The organism is Bacillus sp. GbtcB10 (assembly GCF_019091365.1).
Taxonomy (GTDB): domain Bacteria; phylum Bacillota; class Bacilli; order Bacillales; family Bacillaceae; genus Bacillus; species Bacillus altitudinis.
Window position 1 is genome coordinate 247,562 of the sequence record NZ_JAGXJP010000003.1, and the last position, 18,846, is coordinate 266,407.

General features: G+C 41.8%; 23 protein-coding genes. 2 read left to right on the top strand and 21 right to left on the bottom strand.

Annotated features, from left to right (window positions below):
• Positions 1-32: 32 nt before the first annotated feature.
• A complete protein-coding gene (locus KVT11_RS11370; RefSeq protein ID WP_060781161.1) occupies positions 33-1,295 on the top strand; it encodes an MFS transporter in 1,263 nt (420 codons plus the stop codon).
• Positions 1,296-1,325: 30 nt separating this feature from the next.
• On the opposite strand, the gene KVT11_RS11375 is transcribed toward KVT11_RS11370, so the two are convergent.
• Positions 1,326-1,763 (bottom strand): peptidylprolyl isomerase, encoded by a 438-nt coding sequence (locus KVT11_RS11375; protein WP_007501040.1) that lies wholly within the window; start codon positions 1,761-1,763, stop codon positions 1,326-1,328.
• A 321-nt stretch (positions 1,764-2,084) separates the two neighbouring features.
• Here KVT11_RS11375 and KVT11_RS11380 point away from each other — a divergent pair, with 321 nt between their 5' ends.
• Positions 2,085-2,969, top strand: a complete 885-nt coding sequence (locus KVT11_RS11380; RefSeq protein ID WP_017359791.1) for a DUF1002 domain-containing protein — start codon at positions 2,085-2,087, stop codon at positions 2,967-2,969.
• Between the two features lie 40 nt (positions 2,970-3,009).
• On the opposite strand, the gene lysA is transcribed toward KVT11_RS11380, so the two are convergent.
• The 20 genes from lysA to KVT11_RS11480 form a co-directional block, all read right to left on the bottom strand.
• Positions 3,010-4,335 (bottom strand): diaminopimelate decarboxylase, encoded by a 1,326-nt coding sequence (gene lysA, locus KVT11_RS11385; RefSeq protein WP_039165814.1) that lies wholly within the window; start codon positions 4,333-4,335, stop codon positions 3,010-3,012.
• 115 nt (positions 4,336-4,450) lie between these two features.
• A complete protein-coding gene (locus KVT11_RS11390) occupies positions 4,451-5,923 on the bottom strand; it encodes a spore germination protein (protein WP_007501043.1) in 1,473 nt (490 codons plus the stop codon).
• Positions 5,877-6,485 (bottom strand): stage V sporulation protein SpoVABEA, encoded by a 609-nt coding sequence (gene spoVAEA, locus KVT11_RS11395; RefSeq protein WP_007501044.1) that lies wholly within the window; start codon positions 6,483-6,485, stop codon positions 5,877-5,879. Before spoVAEA ends, KVT11_RS11390 begins: the two co-directional genes overlap by 47 nt.
• Positions 6,486-6,491: 6 nt before the next feature.
• Positions 6,492-6,842: a stage V sporulation protein AE gene (gene spoVAE, locus KVT11_RS11400; protein WP_007501045.1), complete on the bottom strand. Its 351-nt coding sequence runs from the start codon at positions 6,840-6,842 to the stop codon at positions 6,492-6,494.
• Positions 6,842-7,858 carry a stage V sporulation protein AD gene (gene spoVAD, locus KVT11_RS11405; RefSeq protein WP_008344437.1) on the bottom strand — a complete coding sequence of 339 codons (1,017 nt, stop codon included), beginning with the start codon at positions 7,856-7,858 and terminating at the stop codon, positions 6,842-6,844. Before spoVAD ends, spoVAE begins: the two co-directional genes overlap by 1 nt.
• Before the next feature lie 12 nt (positions 7,859-7,870).
• A complete protein-coding gene (spoVAC, locus tag KVT11_RS11410) occupies positions 7,871-8,323 on the bottom strand; it encodes a stage V sporulation protein AC (protein ID WP_024718929.1) in 453 nt (150 codons plus the stop codon).
• A gap of 20 nt (positions 8,324-8,343) precedes the next feature.
• Positions 8,344-8,760, bottom strand: a complete 417-nt coding sequence (locus KVT11_RS11415) for a stage V sporulation protein AB (protein ID WP_007501049.1) — start codon at positions 8,758-8,760, stop codon at positions 8,344-8,346.
• The gene (locus tag KVT11_RS11420) at positions 8,750-9,370 is read right to left on the bottom strand and encodes a stage V sporulation protein AA (RefSeq protein ID WP_041091990.1); all 621 of its coding nucleotides are present in this window, start codon (positions 9,368-9,370) and stop codon (positions 8,750-8,752) included. The genes KVT11_RS11415 and KVT11_RS11420 overlap by 11 nt, the downstream gene beginning before the upstream one ends.
• 114 nt (positions 9,371-9,484) lie before the next feature.
• Positions 9,485-10,252: an RNA polymerase sporulation sigma factor SigF gene (gene sigF / locus KVT11_RS11425; RefSeq protein WP_024422864.1), complete on the bottom strand. Its 768-nt coding sequence runs from the start codon at positions 10,250-10,252 to the stop codon at positions 9,485-9,487.
• 12 nt (positions 10,253-10,264) lie between these two features.
• Positions 10,265-10,705, bottom strand: coding sequence for an anti-sigma F factor (gene spoIIAB / locus KVT11_RS11430; protein WP_007501052.1), 441 nt, complete (start codon positions 10,703-10,705; stop codon positions 10,265-10,267).
• Positions 10,702-11,055, bottom strand: a complete 354-nt coding sequence (gene spoIIAA / locus KVT11_RS11435) for an anti-sigma F factor antagonist (RefSeq protein ID WP_008344431.1) — start codon at positions 11,053-11,055, stop codon at positions 10,702-10,704. The genes spoIIAB and spoIIAA overlap by 4 nt, the downstream gene beginning before the upstream one ends.
• Positions 11,056-11,212: 157 nt before the next feature.
• Positions 11,213-12,367 carry a D-alanyl-D-alanine carboxypeptidase family protein gene (locus KVT11_RS11440; RefSeq protein ID WP_201297801.1) on the bottom strand — a complete coding sequence of 385 codons (1,155 nt, stop codon included), beginning with the start codon at positions 12,365-12,367 and terminating at the stop codon, positions 11,213-11,215.
• Between the two features lie 159 nt (positions 12,368-12,526).
• Positions 12,527-13,339 carry a purine-nucleoside phosphorylase gene (locus tag KVT11_RS11445; RefSeq protein ID WP_019743098.1) on the bottom strand — a complete coding sequence of 271 codons (813 nt, stop codon included), beginning with the start codon at positions 13,337-13,339 and terminating at the stop codon, positions 12,527-12,529.
• 11 nt (positions 13,340-13,350) lie between these two features.
• Positions 13,351-14,535, bottom strand: coding sequence for a phosphopentomutase (deoB, locus tag KVT11_RS11450; protein ID WP_025207568.1), 1,185 nt, complete (start codon positions 14,533-14,535; stop codon positions 13,351-13,353).
• A 153-nt stretch (positions 14,536-14,688) separates the two neighbouring features.
• Positions 14,689-15,579, bottom strand: coding sequence for a site-specific tyrosine recombinase XerD (gene xerD / locus KVT11_RS11455; RefSeq protein ID WP_116307102.1), 891 nt, complete (start codon positions 15,577-15,579; stop codon positions 14,689-14,691).
• Positions 15,580-15,585: 6 nt separating this feature from the next.
• A complete protein-coding gene (locus KVT11_RS11460) occupies positions 15,586-15,813 on the bottom strand; it encodes a YqzK family protein (RefSeq protein WP_008344420.1) in 228 nt (75 codons plus the stop codon).
• A 117-nt stretch (positions 15,814-15,930) separates the two neighbouring features.
• A complete protein-coding gene (fur, locus tag KVT11_RS11465; RefSeq protein ID WP_003215577.1) occupies positions 15,931-16,383 on the bottom strand; it encodes a ferric iron uptake transcriptional regulator in 453 nt (150 codons plus the stop codon).
• Between the two features lie 121 nt (positions 16,384-16,504).
• Entirely contained in the window at positions 16,505-17,149 is a 645-nt protein-coding gene (gene spoIIM / locus KVT11_RS11470) for a stage II sporulation protein M (protein WP_019743100.1), read from the bottom strand.
• 115 nt (positions 17,150-17,264) lie between these two features.
• Positions 17,265-18,419 carry a S8 family peptidase gene (locus KVT11_RS11475; protein ID WP_302693351.1) on the bottom strand — a complete coding sequence of 385 codons (1,155 nt, stop codon included), beginning with the start codon at positions 18,417-18,419 and terminating at the stop codon, positions 17,265-17,267.
• Between the two features lie 90 nt (positions 18,420-18,509).
• Complete coding sequence (locus KVT11_RS11480; protein WP_008344413.1) at positions 18,510-18,731, bottom strand: hypothetical protein; 222 nt, start codon at positions 18,729-18,731, stop codon at positions 18,510-18,512.
• Between the last annotated feature and the right edge of the window lie 115 nt (positions 18,732-18,846).

Here is an 18,846-nt window from a genome sequence, read left to right on the forward strand (position 1 = left end):
ACTTTTCAGTACAAAAGGAGCTGCTGACATGCATGAAAAAAGAAAAAATGAATGCCGTTGAACATTCTGATCTGGAAACAACTCATTTACAAATAAACACCCGATCAACGATGACTCGCAATATGGCTCTACTGTTTGCGACAGCCTCCGGGATGGCAGTTGCAAACATATACTTTGCACAGCCATTATTAGACTCTCTCGCATCCGAGTTTGGTATCAGTTATTCATCCATTGGTATGGTCATTACGATTACTCAGCTTTGTTATGCGCTAGGACTGCTACTGATCGTACCACTTGGTGATCTGTTCAACCAACGGCGGCTCATCGTAGCTCAAATGCTAGTTTCCGTGTTATCTCTCATTCTAGTCGGTATCGCCCCTACCGCCACCGTCCTATTCATAGGACTAGCTGCGGTGGGACTGCTTGCTGTAGTCACTCAGGTACTCGTAGCATTCGCAGCGACATGGGCCGCTCCTGAAGAACGTGGCCGCATAGTGGGCTTGGTTCAAAGTGGAATTGTGATTGGTATTCTTCTCGCACGAACGTTTGCTGGTGTACTAACCGATCTCGCCGGCTGGAGATCAGTCTATCTCGTTTCCGGCGTGATGATGCTGATCATTACTGGCGTGTTGTACCGGTATCTTCCGCGTGCTGACAGCAAGAGAGTCTCCATATCCTATGTGAACTTGCTCGCTTCAATGTTTATATTGTTCAGACAAGAACGAATTCTACGTATTCGTGGCGTACTGGGTTTTCTGATCTTTGTTGTGTTTGGCACGCTGTGGACTTCACTTGTGCTGCCTCTCAGCACTACGCCATACAATCTGTCACATACGGCGATTGGTGCATTTGGCCTTGCTGGAGTTGCCGGAGCATTAGGTGCCGCTCGAGCTGGAAGCCTTGCTGATCGAGGCTTAGGACAGTTAACAACGTGCATCGCCCTTGTCCTATTACTCTTTTCATGGTGTTTTATTTTTTTCACTGAATATTCCCTCATTTTATTAATCGTTGGTATCATCATTCTTGACCTATCTGTGCAGGCCGTTCATGTGACCAATCAAAGTATGATTTTCATGGTCCGGCCTGAGGCGAGAAGCCGGCTGACTGCTGCTTATATGATTTTTTATTCCCTCGGCAGTGCGCTCGGTTCTATTGTATCAACTAACATATACGCAAACGCTGGCTGGAATGGGGTATGTCTATTTGGAGCCTCAATCAGCGCCTTAGCCCTTTTATATTGGATGATCACCTACCGCTTCACGGCACAGATCACAGGAACATCAGATGTAAAATAAAAAAACACCGCAATTAAGCGGTGTTTTGGATTAAGCATCGATCACTTCGACTTTTTCCATGCCTTGTCCTTGTTCCATATCAAGAACAGCTTCGATACCAGATGTTACTTTGCCAAAAACAGTGTGAACACCGTTTAAGTGCGGCTGTGGGTCATGTACGATAAAGAATTGGCTGCCGCCAGTATCTTTACCAGCGTGTGCCATTGATAATGAACCTCTCTCGTGCTGATGAGGGTTTCCTTCTGTTTCACATTTAATTGTGTAACCAGGTCCTCCAGTTCCATTACCGTTCGGATCGCCGCCTTGGCTTACGAACCCTGGGATCACGCGGTGGAATTTCAATCCGTCGTAGAAGCCTTCATTCGCTAATTTTTCAAAGTTTGCTACTGTACCTGGAGCAGCCTCTGGGTAAAGTTCAAACTCAATTTTCTTTCCATTCGTTAATTGTATGTATCCTTTTTTCGCCATTTTTCACATTCTCCTTTCAGGTTAAACAACGCTCATTATAGCACATTTTCGGTGATGTTAAACATCCCCTGCTTACCTAATGTGATTTACCTCTTTTGCCATCATTGATAAAATAAAAGCGCTTGATCCTTTTCTCCTAAGGAAATGATCACAGACTGAGCAAATCACTTCATCATCTTGGAGGTTTCAAACATCTTTAAAAGAAAATTGAAACGTCAGACTGATTTGTTACGTCTATATGATGGAGTACGATTCAAATCATGTACTCAAAAGATGAGTTTCTCACCATCGAGAAACGCTTTCGACTTGAAGGAGGTCAACATGTTTAAAAAAACAATGCTTGGTATGATGGCAGCGCTCCTTTTACTGATTGGTGCGCCAAAAGTCAGCTTAGCGGATGCAGCTGTCGGCGATGTCATCGTCACACTCGGGCAAGACTTAACACCGGCTGATCGCCAGAAGGTGCTTGACGAGTTGAATCCACCTGAAAATGCGACAAAAATTGAAGTAACCAATAAAGAAGAGCACGAATATTTAGGAAAGTATATCCCTCGCTCTCAAATCGGGACTCGAGCATTATCATCTTCATCTATTACTATTGAAAAATCAGGTACGGGTCTGACTGTGGATACACATAACATTAAGACCATTACAGATGAGATGTATTTAAATGCTTTAATGACCGCAGGCGTGAAAGATGCAAAGGTTGTCGTGACGGCGCCGTTTGAAGTATCTGGCACAGCAGCACTGACAGGTCTATTAAAAGCCTATGAAGTGTCAAGCGACAAAGCCATTCCTGAAGATGTGAAACAGGTGGCAAACGAAGAGCTTGTAACAACATCTAAACTGGGAGACTCTATTGGAAAAGACAATGCTTCTGCCCTGATTGCAAAAATCAAAGATGACATTGCCAAAAATGGAGTTCCTAAAACAACAAAAGAAGTGGAAGAAAAAGTAGATCAAGCCGCTTCTGATTTGAACTTAAATCTGACGCAGGATCAAAAAGATCAACTTGTCTCTCTCTTCGATAAAATGAAAAATATCAATATCGATTGGAAACAAGTCGGATCTCAAATTGATAAAGCAAAAGACAAGATTACAAAATTCATAGAATCAGATGAAGGGAAAAACCTTCTACAGAAGATTTGGGATTTCTTTGTCTCTATTTGGAACGCGATCGTCTCTGTATTTACTGGTGGAAAATAAATGTCATAGAAAAAGCTGCCTGATGATCAGGCAGCTTTTTTTAAGTCGATGATTTCACTTTTGATTGATAAGGTAAATCCAATTTGACAATGTCCTCATATGTCTCACGCTCAACGACAAGCTGCGCTTCCCCATCTTCTACAAATACTACAGCCGGGCGCGGGATGCGGTTATAGTTGTTTGACATGCTGTAGCCATAAGCTCCTGTACAAAAGACAGCTAACAAGTCTCCCTGTGATAACTCTGGCAAATCAATATCCCAAATGAGCATATCTCCACTCTCGCAGCATTTCCCTGCAATGGACACCGTTTGATCATGCGTTTGGCTCATTTTATTGGCGCTCGCTGCTTCATATTTTGCTTGATATAAAGCAGGTCGAATGTTATCACTCATTCCGCCGTCAATGGCTACATAATCGCGAATGCCAGGTACATGTTTTGATGAGCCGATCGTATAAAGAGTGGTTCCCGCATCTCCAACAAGGGAGCGGCCCGGCTCAATCCAAATTTCAGGCATCTTAAACTCATAGCGGGCTACATTTTCTTTCACCGCTTGAATAATTTTCTCCACGTATTCAGTTGCTGGAAGTGGTTCGTCCTCTTCTGTATAACGGATGCCAAAGCCTCCGCCTAAGTTCAGCACTGTGGAAATAAATCCAAATGATTCTCTCCATTCATCCAGCTTCAAGAAAATTTTATCTGCTGCAAGGACAAAACCAGCTGTATCAAAAATTTGTGAGCCGATATGACAATGAACACCTAAAAGCTCGATCACTTCTGATTTAAGCACTTGTTTGACCGCTTCGTCTGCTTGTCCATTATGAAGATCAAAACCAAATTTTGAATCTTCTTGACCTGTTGTAATATAGTCATGCGTATGTGCTTCAACGCCCGGCGTGATGCGGAGGAGTACTTTCACCTGTTTTGACAGCTCTTGACCAAGCTGTTCAATGAGGTTGATCTCATAGAAATTATCAACAACAATACAGCCGATTCCATGCGCTAATGCCATCTTTAATTCTTCTCTGCTTTTGTTGTTACCATGGAAATGAATTTTTTCTACTGGAAACCCGGCACAAATGGCTGTGTGCAGCTCCCCGCCTGAAACGACATCAAGTGATAAGCCTTCTTCTTTTGCCAGCTGGAACATGGCAATAGAAGAAAACGCCTTACTCGCATATGCCACCTGAGCCTTTAGTTCTTCTTCAATAAATGCTTTCTGAAAGCTTTTTGCACGCTCCCGTATTAAAGCCACATCATATACATAAAGTGGTGTCCCATACGTTTCAGCTAAAGAAACGGCATCAACACCACCAATTTCTAAATGTCCGAGTTCATTTTGTCTGCAAGTGCCGTGTAAATACAATGTCATTCCCTCTTTCTCCGCCTCGGCTGAAAAAAGACAGCTGCACAAGCTGCCTTTTGCCGTTTCTCAAAGTTAAAAATACAATATCACAATCTTCAGCCACTTTCAACGAGCGTTAAGAATTTGGCGGAATTTTTGATCTGTTCTGAGGGTGAACGATGCTTGGCCTTACTTTTGAGCCAGGAACAGACGTCCGAATGAGCACTTGCCATAAAGCCTTTCCATTAAAAGGAATAAACGGCCACATATAAGGCGTCTGTAAGGAACGAATGGATGTTAAATAAATAAGTAACAGCGTAAAACCGATGATCAATCCATTCAGCTTAAAGATCGCTACTAGTGCTAATATGATCAGTCGGATGATTTTATTAGCGACACTCAGTTCATAACTTGGAGTGGTGAATGTGCCGATGGCTGCTAGCGAGACGTATAATATGACCTCTGGTGTAAATAAACCGACATCAATTGCAATTTGTCCAATTAAAACGGCCGCAATCAAGCCCATGGCAGTCGACAAGGCGGTCGGCGTATGGATCGCCGCCATTCGTAAAAATTCCACCCCAAAATCAGCAAGGAATACTTGGAGAATGACAGGGATATGAGAAGGTTTGTTAAATCCAATATAGCTTAGATTGTCTGGCAGAAGATTCGGTTCTAGAATAAAAAGAAACCAGATCGGCAAAAGAAAAGTAGAACATAAGATGCCTAAAAAACGCACCCATCTTAAAAAAGTCCCAACTGCTGGCGCCTGGCGGTATTCTTCAGCATGTTGAACGTGATGAAAAATAGTGGTTGGTGTAATGATGACACTAGGAGATGTATCCGTAATGATGATGACATGCCCTTCTAATATATGGTTAGCGGCTACATCTGGGCGCTCGGTGTATCGCACAAGCGGGAAGGGATTATATCCTTGCTTAATGATAAATTCTTCTATTGTTTTATCAGACATCGTCAGTCCGTCAACTTTAATCCCAGACACTTCCTTTTCGATAATATCAACAAGATCAGGATCAGCAATGTCTTCAATATAACAAACACAGACGTCTGCTTTAGAACGCTCGCCTACTTTAAGCATTTTGTATCGCAATTTTTCATCCCGCACTCTTCTGCGAATGAGTGCTGTGTTCACAATGATGTTTTCAACAAAGCCGTCTCTTGCACCTCTGACAACCTTTTCTGTATCCGGTTCCTCCGGCATTCTGCCAGGGTAGCTCCTGACGTCAATGATAAATGCGTAATTTTCACCTTCGACAACGACTGCTACAAGTCCAGACAACACTTGATCCACTGCTTCATCAAGCGTTTCAACTTTTGAGACTTGCTGATTGACAAGACGGTTTTCTACCACACGTGCAAGATCATCTGATTCAGGTTCGTTGTCATTGATTTCAATCAGTTCTTTTAATAAATAGATCACATATTGTGTATCACATAATCCATTTACATAGTAAAGCTGGATTTCCTGATCATGGACATAAATTTTCCGAACGCCAAGGTCAAAGCTGAGACCCATCCCGACATTGTCTTTGAAAAAATCTTCATTTTTCTTCGGATCTCGGTACACGTGCACCTTGTCTTTCTTCATGGAAACCGCTCCTTTCTAAAATTAATTCGACTGCCTTCATTGTGATGGGGGACCCTTTGCTTAGATCATCTTTCCGTCCCATCTTGCCAATATCTCCAATGCCGACAACAATCGGAAGCTGTAGTGAATCGAGACAATACACTGTATCTCCACTCATTTTGTGTGGTTCCATTTCTGGAAGTCCATGTTTGTCAACGCCGTATTCTGTCAGTTCACCTTCCCGGTCAATGGAGACATGTACCTTTGTCCATTCCGCTTGATGGGTTTTAGATGCCACTGCAATGGCGCCAATCACTTCAATTTCAGGGTGACGTGCTACGTGCTTCATCGCCGTCTCCCCTGTTCCTTCACCTGTTAAGCCAGAATCATCAAACATGACAAACACTGGGTCATACGGCGTTTTTAAAATCATCTGGACCAGTTCTGGTCCTGTTCGTTTGCTCGGATTCCCTTTTGAGCTGGAAATACATCTTCCGCCGACTTTCTTTGCGACAAGCTCAATCGTTTTGGCAGCATATATATCTCCGTCTGTCACTAAAATGACTTTGCGTCTTTGCCCCATATTAGGTTATCCTTTCGGTTTAAAGATAAGTGCAATGATAAATGAAAATAAAATTGCAGCTGATATTCCAGCAGAGGTTAACTCAAAAATCCCAATTCCGATTCCAATAAATCCATGGACATCAGCCTGATGCATCGCCCCATGAAGCAAGCTATGACCAAAGCTTACGATAGGGACGGTAGCACCCGCTCCTGCAAATTCAATAAATTTATCATAAATACCAAACCCGTCTAAAATCGTCCCCGCCACAACAAAGGTCGTCATGACATGTGCCGGTGTGAGTTTCAGTACATCAAGTAAAAGCTGGCCGATCACGCAAATCAGTCCGCCTGCAACAAAAGCAATCAAATAATCCATTAGCTTTCTCCTCCTGCACGCTCAAATACAACTCCATGCGCAATGGTTGGAATGGTCTCTTTTTGCTGAACCATCATTGGGCTGAGAAGCGCCCCGGTTGCTACAACCAATACTCTTTGTAAATTCCCTGCTTTCATTTCTTGAAAGATGTGACTGAATGTCACGACAGCTGAGCAGGCACAGCCGCTGCCTCCAGCGAATACATTTTGATCAGGTGTGTATATGATTAATCCGCAATCATCATGCTTCCGTCCAAGCTGAATGCCATCTTCTTTCAGAAGATCCTTTAAAATAGGCGATCCAATTCCAGATAGATCTCCTGTTAGGATGAGATCATAATCATCTACTGTTCTTCCTAAGTCTTCTAAATGTTGTTTGATTGTGTCTGCCGCTGCAGGCGCCATAGCCGAACCCATATCGAATGGATCTGTAATCCCAAGATCCATCACCCGTCCGACGGTGGCACTTGTAATTTGAATTTGGGAAGGTTCTTGGCTGATGACGACAGCACCGCTCCCTGTCACTGTACTTGTGGCTGTATCTGGTTTTTGCCCGCCATATTCTGTTGGATTACGAAATTGCCGCTCTGCCGTCGCATTGTGACTACTTGTCGCAGCAAGTGCTCTATTGGCAAAGCCACCATCTACTAGCGCTGAGGCAATGGCGACTGATTCCATTGATGTGGAGCAGGCACCAAATAAACAAAGAAACGGGATTTTAAGTTCTCTTGCCACATAGTTGGCTGTCACGTTTTGGTTCAGTAAATCTCCTGCCAGCAGAAGGTCAATATCACTTTTTTGCAAATTCGCTTTTGATAAGGCCATTGATATGGCATCATCCATGAGCTGCCTTTCAGCCATTTCCCAGTTCTTTTGATAACAGTGCATTTCATCATAGGTTTTATCAATGAGATGACCGATTGGGCCTTCTTTTTCTTTCGGTCCTGCAGCTGTTCCTTCCGCATTCACATAAAGCTTGTGTTCAAATACCCAAGATTGCTTACCTGTTAGTTTCACGTTTTATTCCTCCTACGAAAACATCTTTTCCAAGACGTATCGAATAATCCCTACGACATATGCCGAGACGACACCAAACACAATGACGTTCCCAGCCAGTTTAAACATGTTGGTCGCTACACCTAACACAAGCCCTTCACTTTTATGCTCAAGAGCCGCACTTGTCATGCTATTTGCAAATCCTGTCACCGGGACAGCTGATCCCGCTCCAGCAAACTGGCCGATTTTATCGTAAATACCAATACCAGTTAAAATAGAAGAAATTAAAATAAGGGTCGCCACCGTTGGATTCCCTGCTGTCTTCTCATTAAAATCAAAAAAAGTAATATAGAAATTTTGCAATCCCTCGCCTATCGCACAAATCAAACCGCCGACAAGAAAAGCCTTGATGCAGTTCAGTACATAAGGAGGTTTCGGCTGATACGTTTTCACTTTAGATGGATAGTTCTCTTTTAAACTTGACACGTGTTGTTCCCTCCACATTTTTAAATATAAATAAGCCAATGAAATAGCGAGCCAAACACCTTTCCTAAGACGATGGCCATGAGCAACAGCACAATTTTGCCGTCCATTCCAATTCTTTTCGTTAAGATAGGAAGTACATTTAACACTTCAGTGAGTGCGGCAGCAAGCATGCCGACAAAAATGCCAGATAAAAGACCGATCGGTAGCGCCAGCCATTTGGATAAATGCAAATGGACTTGACTTAAAGTAGCCCAGCCGCCAACGACCGCTCCACTTATCACGGCAGCCTCATATCCTTGAATAAAACGCTGCGTTTTCGTTAATTGCATTAATCGAGGGATAATACCAAGCACTGTGAGAAACGCCACGAATCCTGCACCTACCGTTAAACCGCCGCCGAGCCCAACAAGCACCACAAAAAGCCATTTACCGATCATGGATATCTTTCAATGTTTCTTTGTTTTCATTGAGTGCGACATAATGATCAAGATCGAGCTGATATTTAAACATTTCCACTTCAAGCGGGCTTGGCTCTTCGTTTAAACGCTTTTTAAACACATGATTGAAAAATAAAATCATGCCCAAACCGAGTCCAAAGCTATATGGAATTTGTAATAAATACGGATGCTCAACCGTGTTTCCAGTAATCATCTCGTAAAGGCGGATATGAACAAGCCGCATACTAACATCCTCATGGAAATTCATGATGGCAAGGGCCGCTCCGACAAATAAGAGGAGCCATACAAACACGAATAATACGGGGGACAGTTGGCGTTTACCTGTATCAATTTCAACAATGGCCTCTGAGCCTCCGACCGTTTGAATGTCGATGTCAGGCCATGTTTTTTTGATCGTTTTGACCACATGCATGATATCTAACACAACGATGTGACGATCCTTTTTGCTGACATGGTATATCGGCATTTTGCTCAGCTTTTGCACAGCACTGTCATCTCCAGTGATTTGGGCGATATCCTCTAAATAAATAAGCTGATCATTACCAGTCTTAATCCGATGGCGCAGCCGAATAAAGATTTGTCCGTCCATCCAAGTCACTTCCTATACGATGGGTTAAAAATAGTATGTGGTGAAAAATGGTTCTCATACTGAAAGAACTTAATTTACCGGTAATTACCACACAAAAAAAGCCAGCCAAATTGGCTAGCTGTCTTTTTGATCCATTTGCATTTGGATTTGTTTTAAAATCTTCTTTTCAAGCCGTGAGACTTGCACTTGGGAAATCCCGAGTCTTTCTGCTACTTCTGATTGTGTTTGGTCTTTATAATACCTTAAATAGACAATCAGTTTCTCGCGCTCTTCTAATTCTTTAATCGCCTCTTTTAGCGCAATTTTATCAAACCATCTTTCTTCTGAATGATCGGCAATTTGATCGAGCAACGTAATCGGATCGCCGTCATTTTCATACACTGTTTCATGAATAGATGATGGTGAGCGGACCGCTTCTTGAGCGAGGACGACATCCTCAGGTGTGATATCCAGATATTCAGCGATTTCCTGTACAGTCGGCATTCTTCCATGAGATTTAGACAATTCGTCCCTTGCCCGCCTGATTTTATTTCCAAGTTCCTTTAAAGACCTGCTGACTTTGACCGTTCCATCATCGCGAATGAAACGCTGAATTTCTCCAATAATCATTGGAACGGCATAGGTCGAAAACTTCACATCATAAGACAAATCAAATTTATCAACAGATTTTAGCAGGCCAATACAGCCTATTTGGAACAGATCATCTGGTTCATATCCTCTATTTAAAAAGCGCTGAACAACGGACCAAACAAGACGCATGTTTTTTTCTACGAGGAGGTCTCTTGCTTGTTGATCTCCGTCTTGGCTTTTTTTGATGAGCTCTTTCACTTCATCATTTGACAGCTGTGCTTTTTTTGCTTGCTTTTTTACCTCCACATCCATATGAGCAGCTCCTTAATTACAAAGCGCTTTGCTTTTTGATAGATGCTTTGTTAAGCGGATCGTTGTGCCCATTTCTGGAGATGAGTCCACCATGACATCATCCATAAAGTTCTCCATGATCGTAAAGCCCATCCCGGAGCGCTCTAAATCTGGTTTCGTTGTAAAAAGCGGCTGCCTTGCTTCCTCAAGATCTGAAATGCCCATGCCTTCGTCTCGAATCGTCAGATACACAATATGGTCATCCAGCGTGACGCTAATGTGCACCTTGCCGTCTGGATTCCCGTCATACCCGTGAATGATCGAGTTCGTGACCGCCTCTGATACAACGGTTTTGATTTCTGTTAGCTCATCTAATGTTGGATCGAGCTGAGCGATGAATGCTGCCACCGTTACTCTCGCAAAGGATTCGTTTTGACTTAAAGCAGAAAAAGTCAGATTCATTTCATTTGTCATGATGCCACCCCCAATGTTTGCAGCGCAGTTTGCTCTGAAGGCTCCATACGAATAATTTTAAACAAGCCGGACATATCAAATAAACGGTTCACCGCTGGCGAGATCGCACAGACGACCATTTCACCGCCAAGCTGTTTAATTTCTTTGTATCTTCCTAAAATCACTCCGAGCCCAGAGCTGTCCATAAACGATAAATCAGCTAAATTCAGCACGATGTGGCGAATGTCCTCTGTTTCCAAATAATTCGTCACCTTTTGTCTCAATGTCTCTGCGGAGTGATGATCAAGCTCCCCTGTCAACCGAATGCAAAGTACGCTCTCTTTTATTTGAAAATCAATACCAAGGCTCATCTTTTCTTCCTCCTTGCTCTATTTTCGGATAAAGAATGTTTCTCTTTCTTCACATGCAAATCCTTCACCATGACAAAACTAGTGATCATTCGTCACATTTAGATGTTCTTTTCGTTCATAGCAAAAAAGACTGCCAGTTGCAGCAGTCTTTCACCTTTTACTTCCATTTAACAAATTCGGCCATCGCCCGTTTGAAGAACGTCCAAACACCGGCTTTTTCCATATCTTCTTTCGCTTCAACAGGACTTTCATGAAGCACTTTTCCATCTTTTTTCAAGATGATGGTGCCAAGTTTCGTTCCTTTTGAAAATGGGGCTGTGACATCTTGAGTTAATTTAATTTCTTTTTTGATCTGATCGACATTTTCGCCTTTTTTCGTTAGCAGAGAAATCGGTTCAGACGTGACAAGCTGAATTTTTTTCTTTTTCCCTTTGCTCACTTTGATCTCTGCTACATCTTGACCACGTTTGTACAGAGGATGCGTTGTATATTGACTAAAGGCGTAATCCAGCATTTTGACGACTTGAGCATTTCTGTCTTTTGGTGTACTTGCGCCGAATACAACAGCAATCACGCGCATGTTGCCTTTTTTAGCAGATGCAGTTAGACAGTATTTCGCCTCGCCTGTAAACCCTGTTTTCACCCCATCCACACCTGGATAAAATTTAATGAGACGGTTTGTATTCACAAGCCAGAATTTTTTATCCGTGTTCTGTCGAAGATAATCTTCGTATACACCTGTGAACTTGGTGATCTCTTCATATTTCAACAGCTCTTTCGCCATTTTTGCCATATCATGAGCCGTGCTGTAATGATCTTTTTCAGGAAGTCCTGTTGGATTTTGAAAGACCGTTGAGGTGAGTCCAAGCTCTTTTGCCTTTTTGTTCATTTGCTCAACAAACTGTTCTTCAGATCCAGCTATATGTTCTGCCATGGCAACTGAAGCATCGTTTCCTGACGCAATCGCAATGCCTTTTAGCATGTCTTTAACCGTCATTTCTTCTCCCGGTTCAAGGAAAATTTGTGAGCCTCCCATAGATGCTGCATGATCGCTCGTTCTTACTTTATCAGTCATTTTTAATTTCCCTTGATCCATCGCTTCCATGATGAGAAGCATCGTCATGATTTTGGTCATACTTGCAGGGGCAAGTTTTTCATCACTGTTTTTATTGTAAAGTACTTTTCCCGTGTCACGTTCCATTAAAATCGCTGATTTGGCTTCATGCGCCAATTCTGATGTTTGTTTTTCTCCTGGCTTTTCAATCTTTTCTTTTGCCATCGCTGATGGTGAAACCATTGAAATAAGGATCATTAAAGTAAACAATGCACATATATGACGTTTCAAGTGGCAGACCTCCATTATCGTAATCCTTTCTATTTTTTCCTCATAAAGGCTGTTTTATTCAGAGATCGTTTGATTGCCATAAAAAAAAGCCCTCTGTTTCATGAACAGAAGACTCTTTCACACGATCTATGAGAGTTGTTTGACAACTTCTTTCACTAAATCAAGGAAACTTGCTTTCACTTTTTCCGTCACTTCGATCACTTCATCATGAGAAAGCGGCTGATCTAAAATACCTGAAGCCGCATTAGAGATGCATGAAATACCAAGTACTTTTATGCCTGCATGACGTGCCACAATCACTTCTGGCACAGTCGACATACCGACTGCATCAGCGCCAAGCGTTCTGAGGAAACGAACCTCTGCCGGTGTTTCATATGAAGGGCCTGTCATTCCTGCATAAACCCCTTGCTGCACAGATATGCCTAAATGTTTAGCCGTTTTCTCTGCAAGTGCCAACAAATCTTTATCATACGGTGCAGACATATCAGGGAAACGAACCCCTTGACTGTCGTTTGGTCCAATTAACGGATTGGTTCCCATCATATTGATATGATCTGTAATCAACATAAGATCGCCAGGATGGAAGGACGTATTCACACCGCCCGCTGCATTTGTCACAATACATGTCTCAATGCCGATTTCTTTCATCACACGGACAGGAAATGTCACCTGCTTCATATCATACCCTTCATAGTAATGGAAACGTCCTTGCATGGCACAAACGACCGTGCCTTTCAGCGTTCCAATGACGAGCTGGCCTGCATGCCCTTCTACTGTTGAAACAGGGAATCCAGGAATATCTTCATATTTCAATTTGATTGGATTTTCAATCTCATCGGCTAAAATGCCAAGACCTGAACCTAAAATCAATCCAACTGTTGGTACATATGTCGATGCTTGTTTAATATATGCCGCCGCTTCTGAAAACTGTGCTCCCACGTGATTTCCCCCTATTTGAGTTTAGATAAAAAGCTTGTTCCGTATTTTGGCAGCGTTGATTTAAAATTATCTGCTACCGTTGCCCCAAGATCAGCAAATGTTTTCGCTGTTGGCAGCTCATTCGCTTCTTGATGCTTTTTGCTGTAAGCAATAAGCGGAACGTATTCTCTTGTATGATCTGTTCCGTGATGAACCGGGTCATTTCCGTGATCTGCTGTGATCACAAGCAGATCATCCTCTTTTAATAGATCAAACACTTCAGGTAGACGTGCGTCAAATTCCTCTAGTGCCTTACCGTAGCCTTCTGGATCTCTTCTATGTCCATAAAGCGCATCAAAGTCGACAAGATTTAAGAAGCTCAGCCCAGTAAAGTCTGTTTTCAGCGTCTCCACTAGCTTGTCCATTCCATCCATGTTGGATTTCGTTCTGAGTGAAGAGGTGATTCCTTCACCATCATAAATATCAGAGATTTTTCCGATCGCAATGACATCAAGTCCATCATCTTTCAATTCATTCATGACGGTACGGTCGAATGGTTTTAATGCATAGTCATGACGATTTGGTGTTCTAACAAATGCCCCCGGCTCTCCGACAAATGGACGAGCGATGATGCGCCCTACCATATATTTTTCATCTAAAGTCAGTTCACGTGCGATTTCGCAAATGCGGTAAAGTTCGTCTAATGGCACAACTTCTTCGTGTGCAGCAATTTGCAGCACAGAATCTGCTGAAGTATAAACGATTAAATCGCCTGTTTTCATGTGCTCTTCGCCAAGCTCATCCAGAATTTCTGTACCAGACGCTGGTTTATTTCCAATGATGCCGCGCCCTGTTTTTTCTTTTAATTCATTTAACAGTTCATCTGGAAAGCCGTCTGGAAAGACTTTAAATGGTGTGTCGATGTAAAGACCCATGATTTCCCAATGTCCTGTCATTGTGTCTTTCCCATTGGATGCTTCTTGCATTTTTCCATAATACGCAAGCGGTTTTTCGTCCGCTGGAATTCCTTTAATTTCTTTAATATGACTTAGCCCAAGCTTCGCCATATTCGGCATATGAAGCCCGTTCATTTTTTCAGCAATATGTCCAAGTGTATCTGCACCTACATCATTAAAATCAGCAGCATCAGGTGCTTCCCCGATTCCTACTGAATCCATCACAATGAGGAAAATACGTTTATACTGATAATCAGGCATAAAAAAGCGCCTCCTTCAATATTCTTGTCCTTTCACCTTTCACAACTGGAGAGGTCAGACATCTCAAGTATAAACCGTTTTCAAGTCAATTGACAACCATAAACGGTCCAAACATAAAAAAGCATGATACACGTTCACCGTGCCATGCTTTACTTATGCCCTTGGATGGAATTTGTGATACACGTCTTTTAATCTTGTTTTTGTGACATGTGTGTAAATTTGAGTAGTAGAAATATCGGCATGTCCGAGCATTTCCTGTACGGCTCTAAGATCCGCACCGTTTTCAAGCAAATGTGTCGCAAATGAATGTCTGAGCGTATGAGGCGTCAATTCTTTTTGAATACCTGCTTCTATGGCTCGTTTCTTTAAGTTCTTCCAAAAGCCCTGCCGCGACATTTTTTTTCCGTGATGATTCAGAAACAAAGCATCGACCGGCTGTTTTTTGAGCAGCTTGTTTCTGCCTTTTTCTATATACACTTCAATCGCACTTGCAGCAGCTTCACCAATAGGCACGATCCGCTCTTTTCTTCCTTTTCCAAAACAGCGGATAAACCCCATGGTCAGATGCACATCTGCAAGAGTCAGATCAAGCATTTCACTTACGCGAATACCTGTTGCATATAAAAGTTCGAGCATGGCTTTGTCACGGTAGTCAAATGGTGTTTGCTGCTTAGGTGTATCGAGAAGCTTTTCTACCTCATCTAATGATAGAACTTTCGGTAATTTCCGCTCTGTTTTTTGTGATTCAATGTTCCATGACGGGTCATCTGTTGTCACTTTTTCACGGAGCAAGAATTGATGAAAGGAGCGTATCGATGATAGATGACGGACGGACGTTTTACTCGATTTCCCCTCGTCTTTTAACTGTTTTAAATAATGAATAATATGAAGGCGTGTGACGTCTTTTACATCTGTCAATTGTTCATGCGTCATTAAAAAAGACAAATAGTTCTGTAAATCTCTTTTATAAGAGACAATGGTATTTTCAGAGAGTCCTCTCTCTACTGTCATAAAATGAATAAAGTCGGATAATTGATCCTTCAATGGTTTCTACTCCCCGTTTTGATAAAAATAAATCAATCGATCCTGCCAGCTGTCTTGTTTCGGCTGATCCATTTCCATCACTTTTATCGCTGCACCTTCTGGTTTATCATAACGATGATAGCTTTCATATTCTGAATTTATCCATATCATAGCATAATAGAACAGGACGGTAAAACCAGTGAACAAGATAAATACTTTCATCACTTCACCTGTTGTTTTGAGCCATTTTCGCATGTTCTTCATGTCCTTTCTCGTGTTCTCATTACTTCAGCATATGCCAGGTGGGACAAGGAATATACAGCGAACATGCAAAAAACCTTTTCATTTTGAATGAAAAGGTTCCAATTCGGATTATTTGCCGGATTCATCATCATGACACCGGTGACAAATACCATGGAATGTCAATCTATGATCCTTAATTTTAAATTTCCAGTCGCGTTCAATAATCTCTTCAACATCTTCTAATAAATCATCTTCTATCTCATCGACTGTCCCGCATTCCATGCAGACAAGATGGTGATGGAAGTGAGCGGCTCCTTCTTTGCGAAGATCATATCGCGAAACGCCGTCTCCAAAGTTAATTTTATCAACAACTTTCAGTTCAGTAAGCAATTCTAACGTCCGATAAACAGTAGCAAGACCAATTTCAGGAGACTTCTCTTTTACGAGGAGGTATACATCTTCTGCACTTAAATGGTCTTCTTCATTCTCAAGCAGTACTCTTACTGTTGCTTCACGCTGTGGCGTGAGCTTATAGCTGGAAGAATGAAGCTGTTTCTTAATTCGATCAATCCGATTTTCCATTGACTTTCCCTCCTACGCCACATTACTTGATCATTATATCAAATGATGCGCAGAGAGCCAACTATAATCATTTTAAATTGATAAATAAATTGATTATTATTTAATAACGATTATAAAATCATCAAAACAGAACACCTGCCAGCTTTTTCATCAGCATGAATGATAAGTATGATTCAAAAAAGGACGAAAGAGCAGCGAGGGTTAAAATCATCAGTAGAACAGAAGCATACCGGCCAAACCAATGGATTGGCGCTTGACTGATGGTTTTTTTCATAAAAAGCTGACCAATTAAACGAATGGAGAACGCAATCGCACAAGTTCCGATCACTAAATACGCTGGAATGAGCAAGATATTTTGAGGAAGCACCGAGACAAAAGATAGAAAAAAACCGCTAAGCCCCATTTGATTGACCAAAAAACCGACAGTAAACCCAACTACAATCCCTTTTAAAAAAATCATAAGAAAAATAAGCGGCAGGCCAATGATGGAAATTCCGAGTATCCACATGAGGCCCAAATATTTCATATGATGCAAAAAGCTTTGCAAAAACATGTCTTTTGATTCTGCTGCTTTCTCATTCGTCAGTTGACCAAAAAATTGATTTAAATAATAGAATAAATCCTCTTTCTGACTCATTGTCATACTATTGACGATAATGGCTCCAAAAATGACGCCCATTAAAAATAGTACAGAAACAAACAAATAAATTGATAAATGATCTTTCACGTGCTGAAGAAGATGTTCTTTCCAAGACTTTTTCCGCATGCGCCTTCCTCCCAAATAGTAAAGGTTACTAGATTCTATGAGAGAGCAGACGAAACATGACAGTTTTATGAAAAGAAAAACGAGAAAGCAGCTGTACACTGCTTTCTCGTTTCCTTTATCGTGCAGCTTTTTGTACGTTCACAAGCCCAGCGCCATAATAAAAAGGTTCGCCCAGTTTTGTTGCCGTTTTTGTCAGCCTTTCACGCAATTCATCATTTGTCAGATTCGGATGTTTTGATAGAATGACTGCCGCAGCACCAGCTACATGAGGTGATGCCATAGACGTTCCACTCTTATATCCATATTCGTTATGAGGAACGGTACTTAATGTTGAAACACCTGGTGCTGATACTTCCACTTCTTCCCCAACAGAGGAATCAAAGGCTCTTTGCTTTCGTTGATCCACAGATGCGACTGCCATGACAGAGCTGTATTTGGCTGGGTAATCTATCGTATTAAGTGACCCGTAGCTCCCAGCATTTCCTGCAGATGCGACAATGAGAATCCCGTTGTCATATGCTCGATCTACCGCTTCTTTCAGCGCCTCCGATTCACTTGCTCCCCCCATACTTATATTGATGACATCCATCTCATTCTCAATCGCCCATTCAATGCCTTTAATGATCCAGCTATAGTAGCCGTCACCATTTTCATCTGCCACTTTCACCGCATAGATCGAAGCTTTTGGTGCCACACCAACGACGCCTACCTTATTATCTAATGCTGCGATCGTGCCTGCAACGTGGGTTCCGTGTTCATGTGGGTCAATGAGCGGATCGGACTCTGTTGGAACAAAGCTGACACCACCAGTTACATGTAAATCTTCATGCTTGCCGTCTATTCCACTGTCAAGAACAGCTACTTTGACATTCTGTCCGGCATATCCTCGTTTATGTACCTTTTGTGCTTTAATGCTTTTGATACCATAAGGGACGCTTTGACCGCTTGTTTTTGCTTTTTGGTCTTCCTCAATAAAAGTAACTTCTTTTGCTTGATGTAGTTTTTCTTTTGATGCTTCGTTCAACGAAACTTTCATCATATCTATTTTCTCTATTGATTCTTTCACATGACCGCCAGCTTTTTCAACAAGCTGTTTTTGTGTTTTGTCTTGAACGGAAGAAGAAAAACCGATCATATACTCTTTTTTTGCTTGATCCTTTGCAGATACATCTGATGCGCCGAATGTCATCGATGCCAGCAGCATACTTGCCATAATACAAAGCCCTGCTCCAAATGATTTGACCTTCACGATACCCACTCTCCCTTTCATTTCTTTTTGTCATTTAACTACATTTTTAGACAAAAAGAAACGACCGTTTGTCCTATTTTTTAAAATTTTTCCAATTATTTAATCTACTTGTCACAAAAAAGCAAAATAAAAATGCTTATGATCCTGTTCATAGCGATCATAAGCATTCCTGCCTTTATGTTTTTTCATCATATGCTGCAAGGCTTCTTGTTTTGTTTTTGTCTTTCTTTCGTGTGTACTAAAATGCGGCATATTTCCTCTCGATTGTTCTGGATTTCGGCTGTGCTGCCTTTGAAGGTGTTCTCTCTTTTTCTTTGCTTTGCTTTTTCCCATTTCTCAAAACCCCTTTCGTTGTCGTTATGATACATGAAAGCACCTAAAAAAGATAGACGTATACACGTTTATCTCAAATTGTTGACAAAAGGCTAAAATGTACTTGATTTTAGCC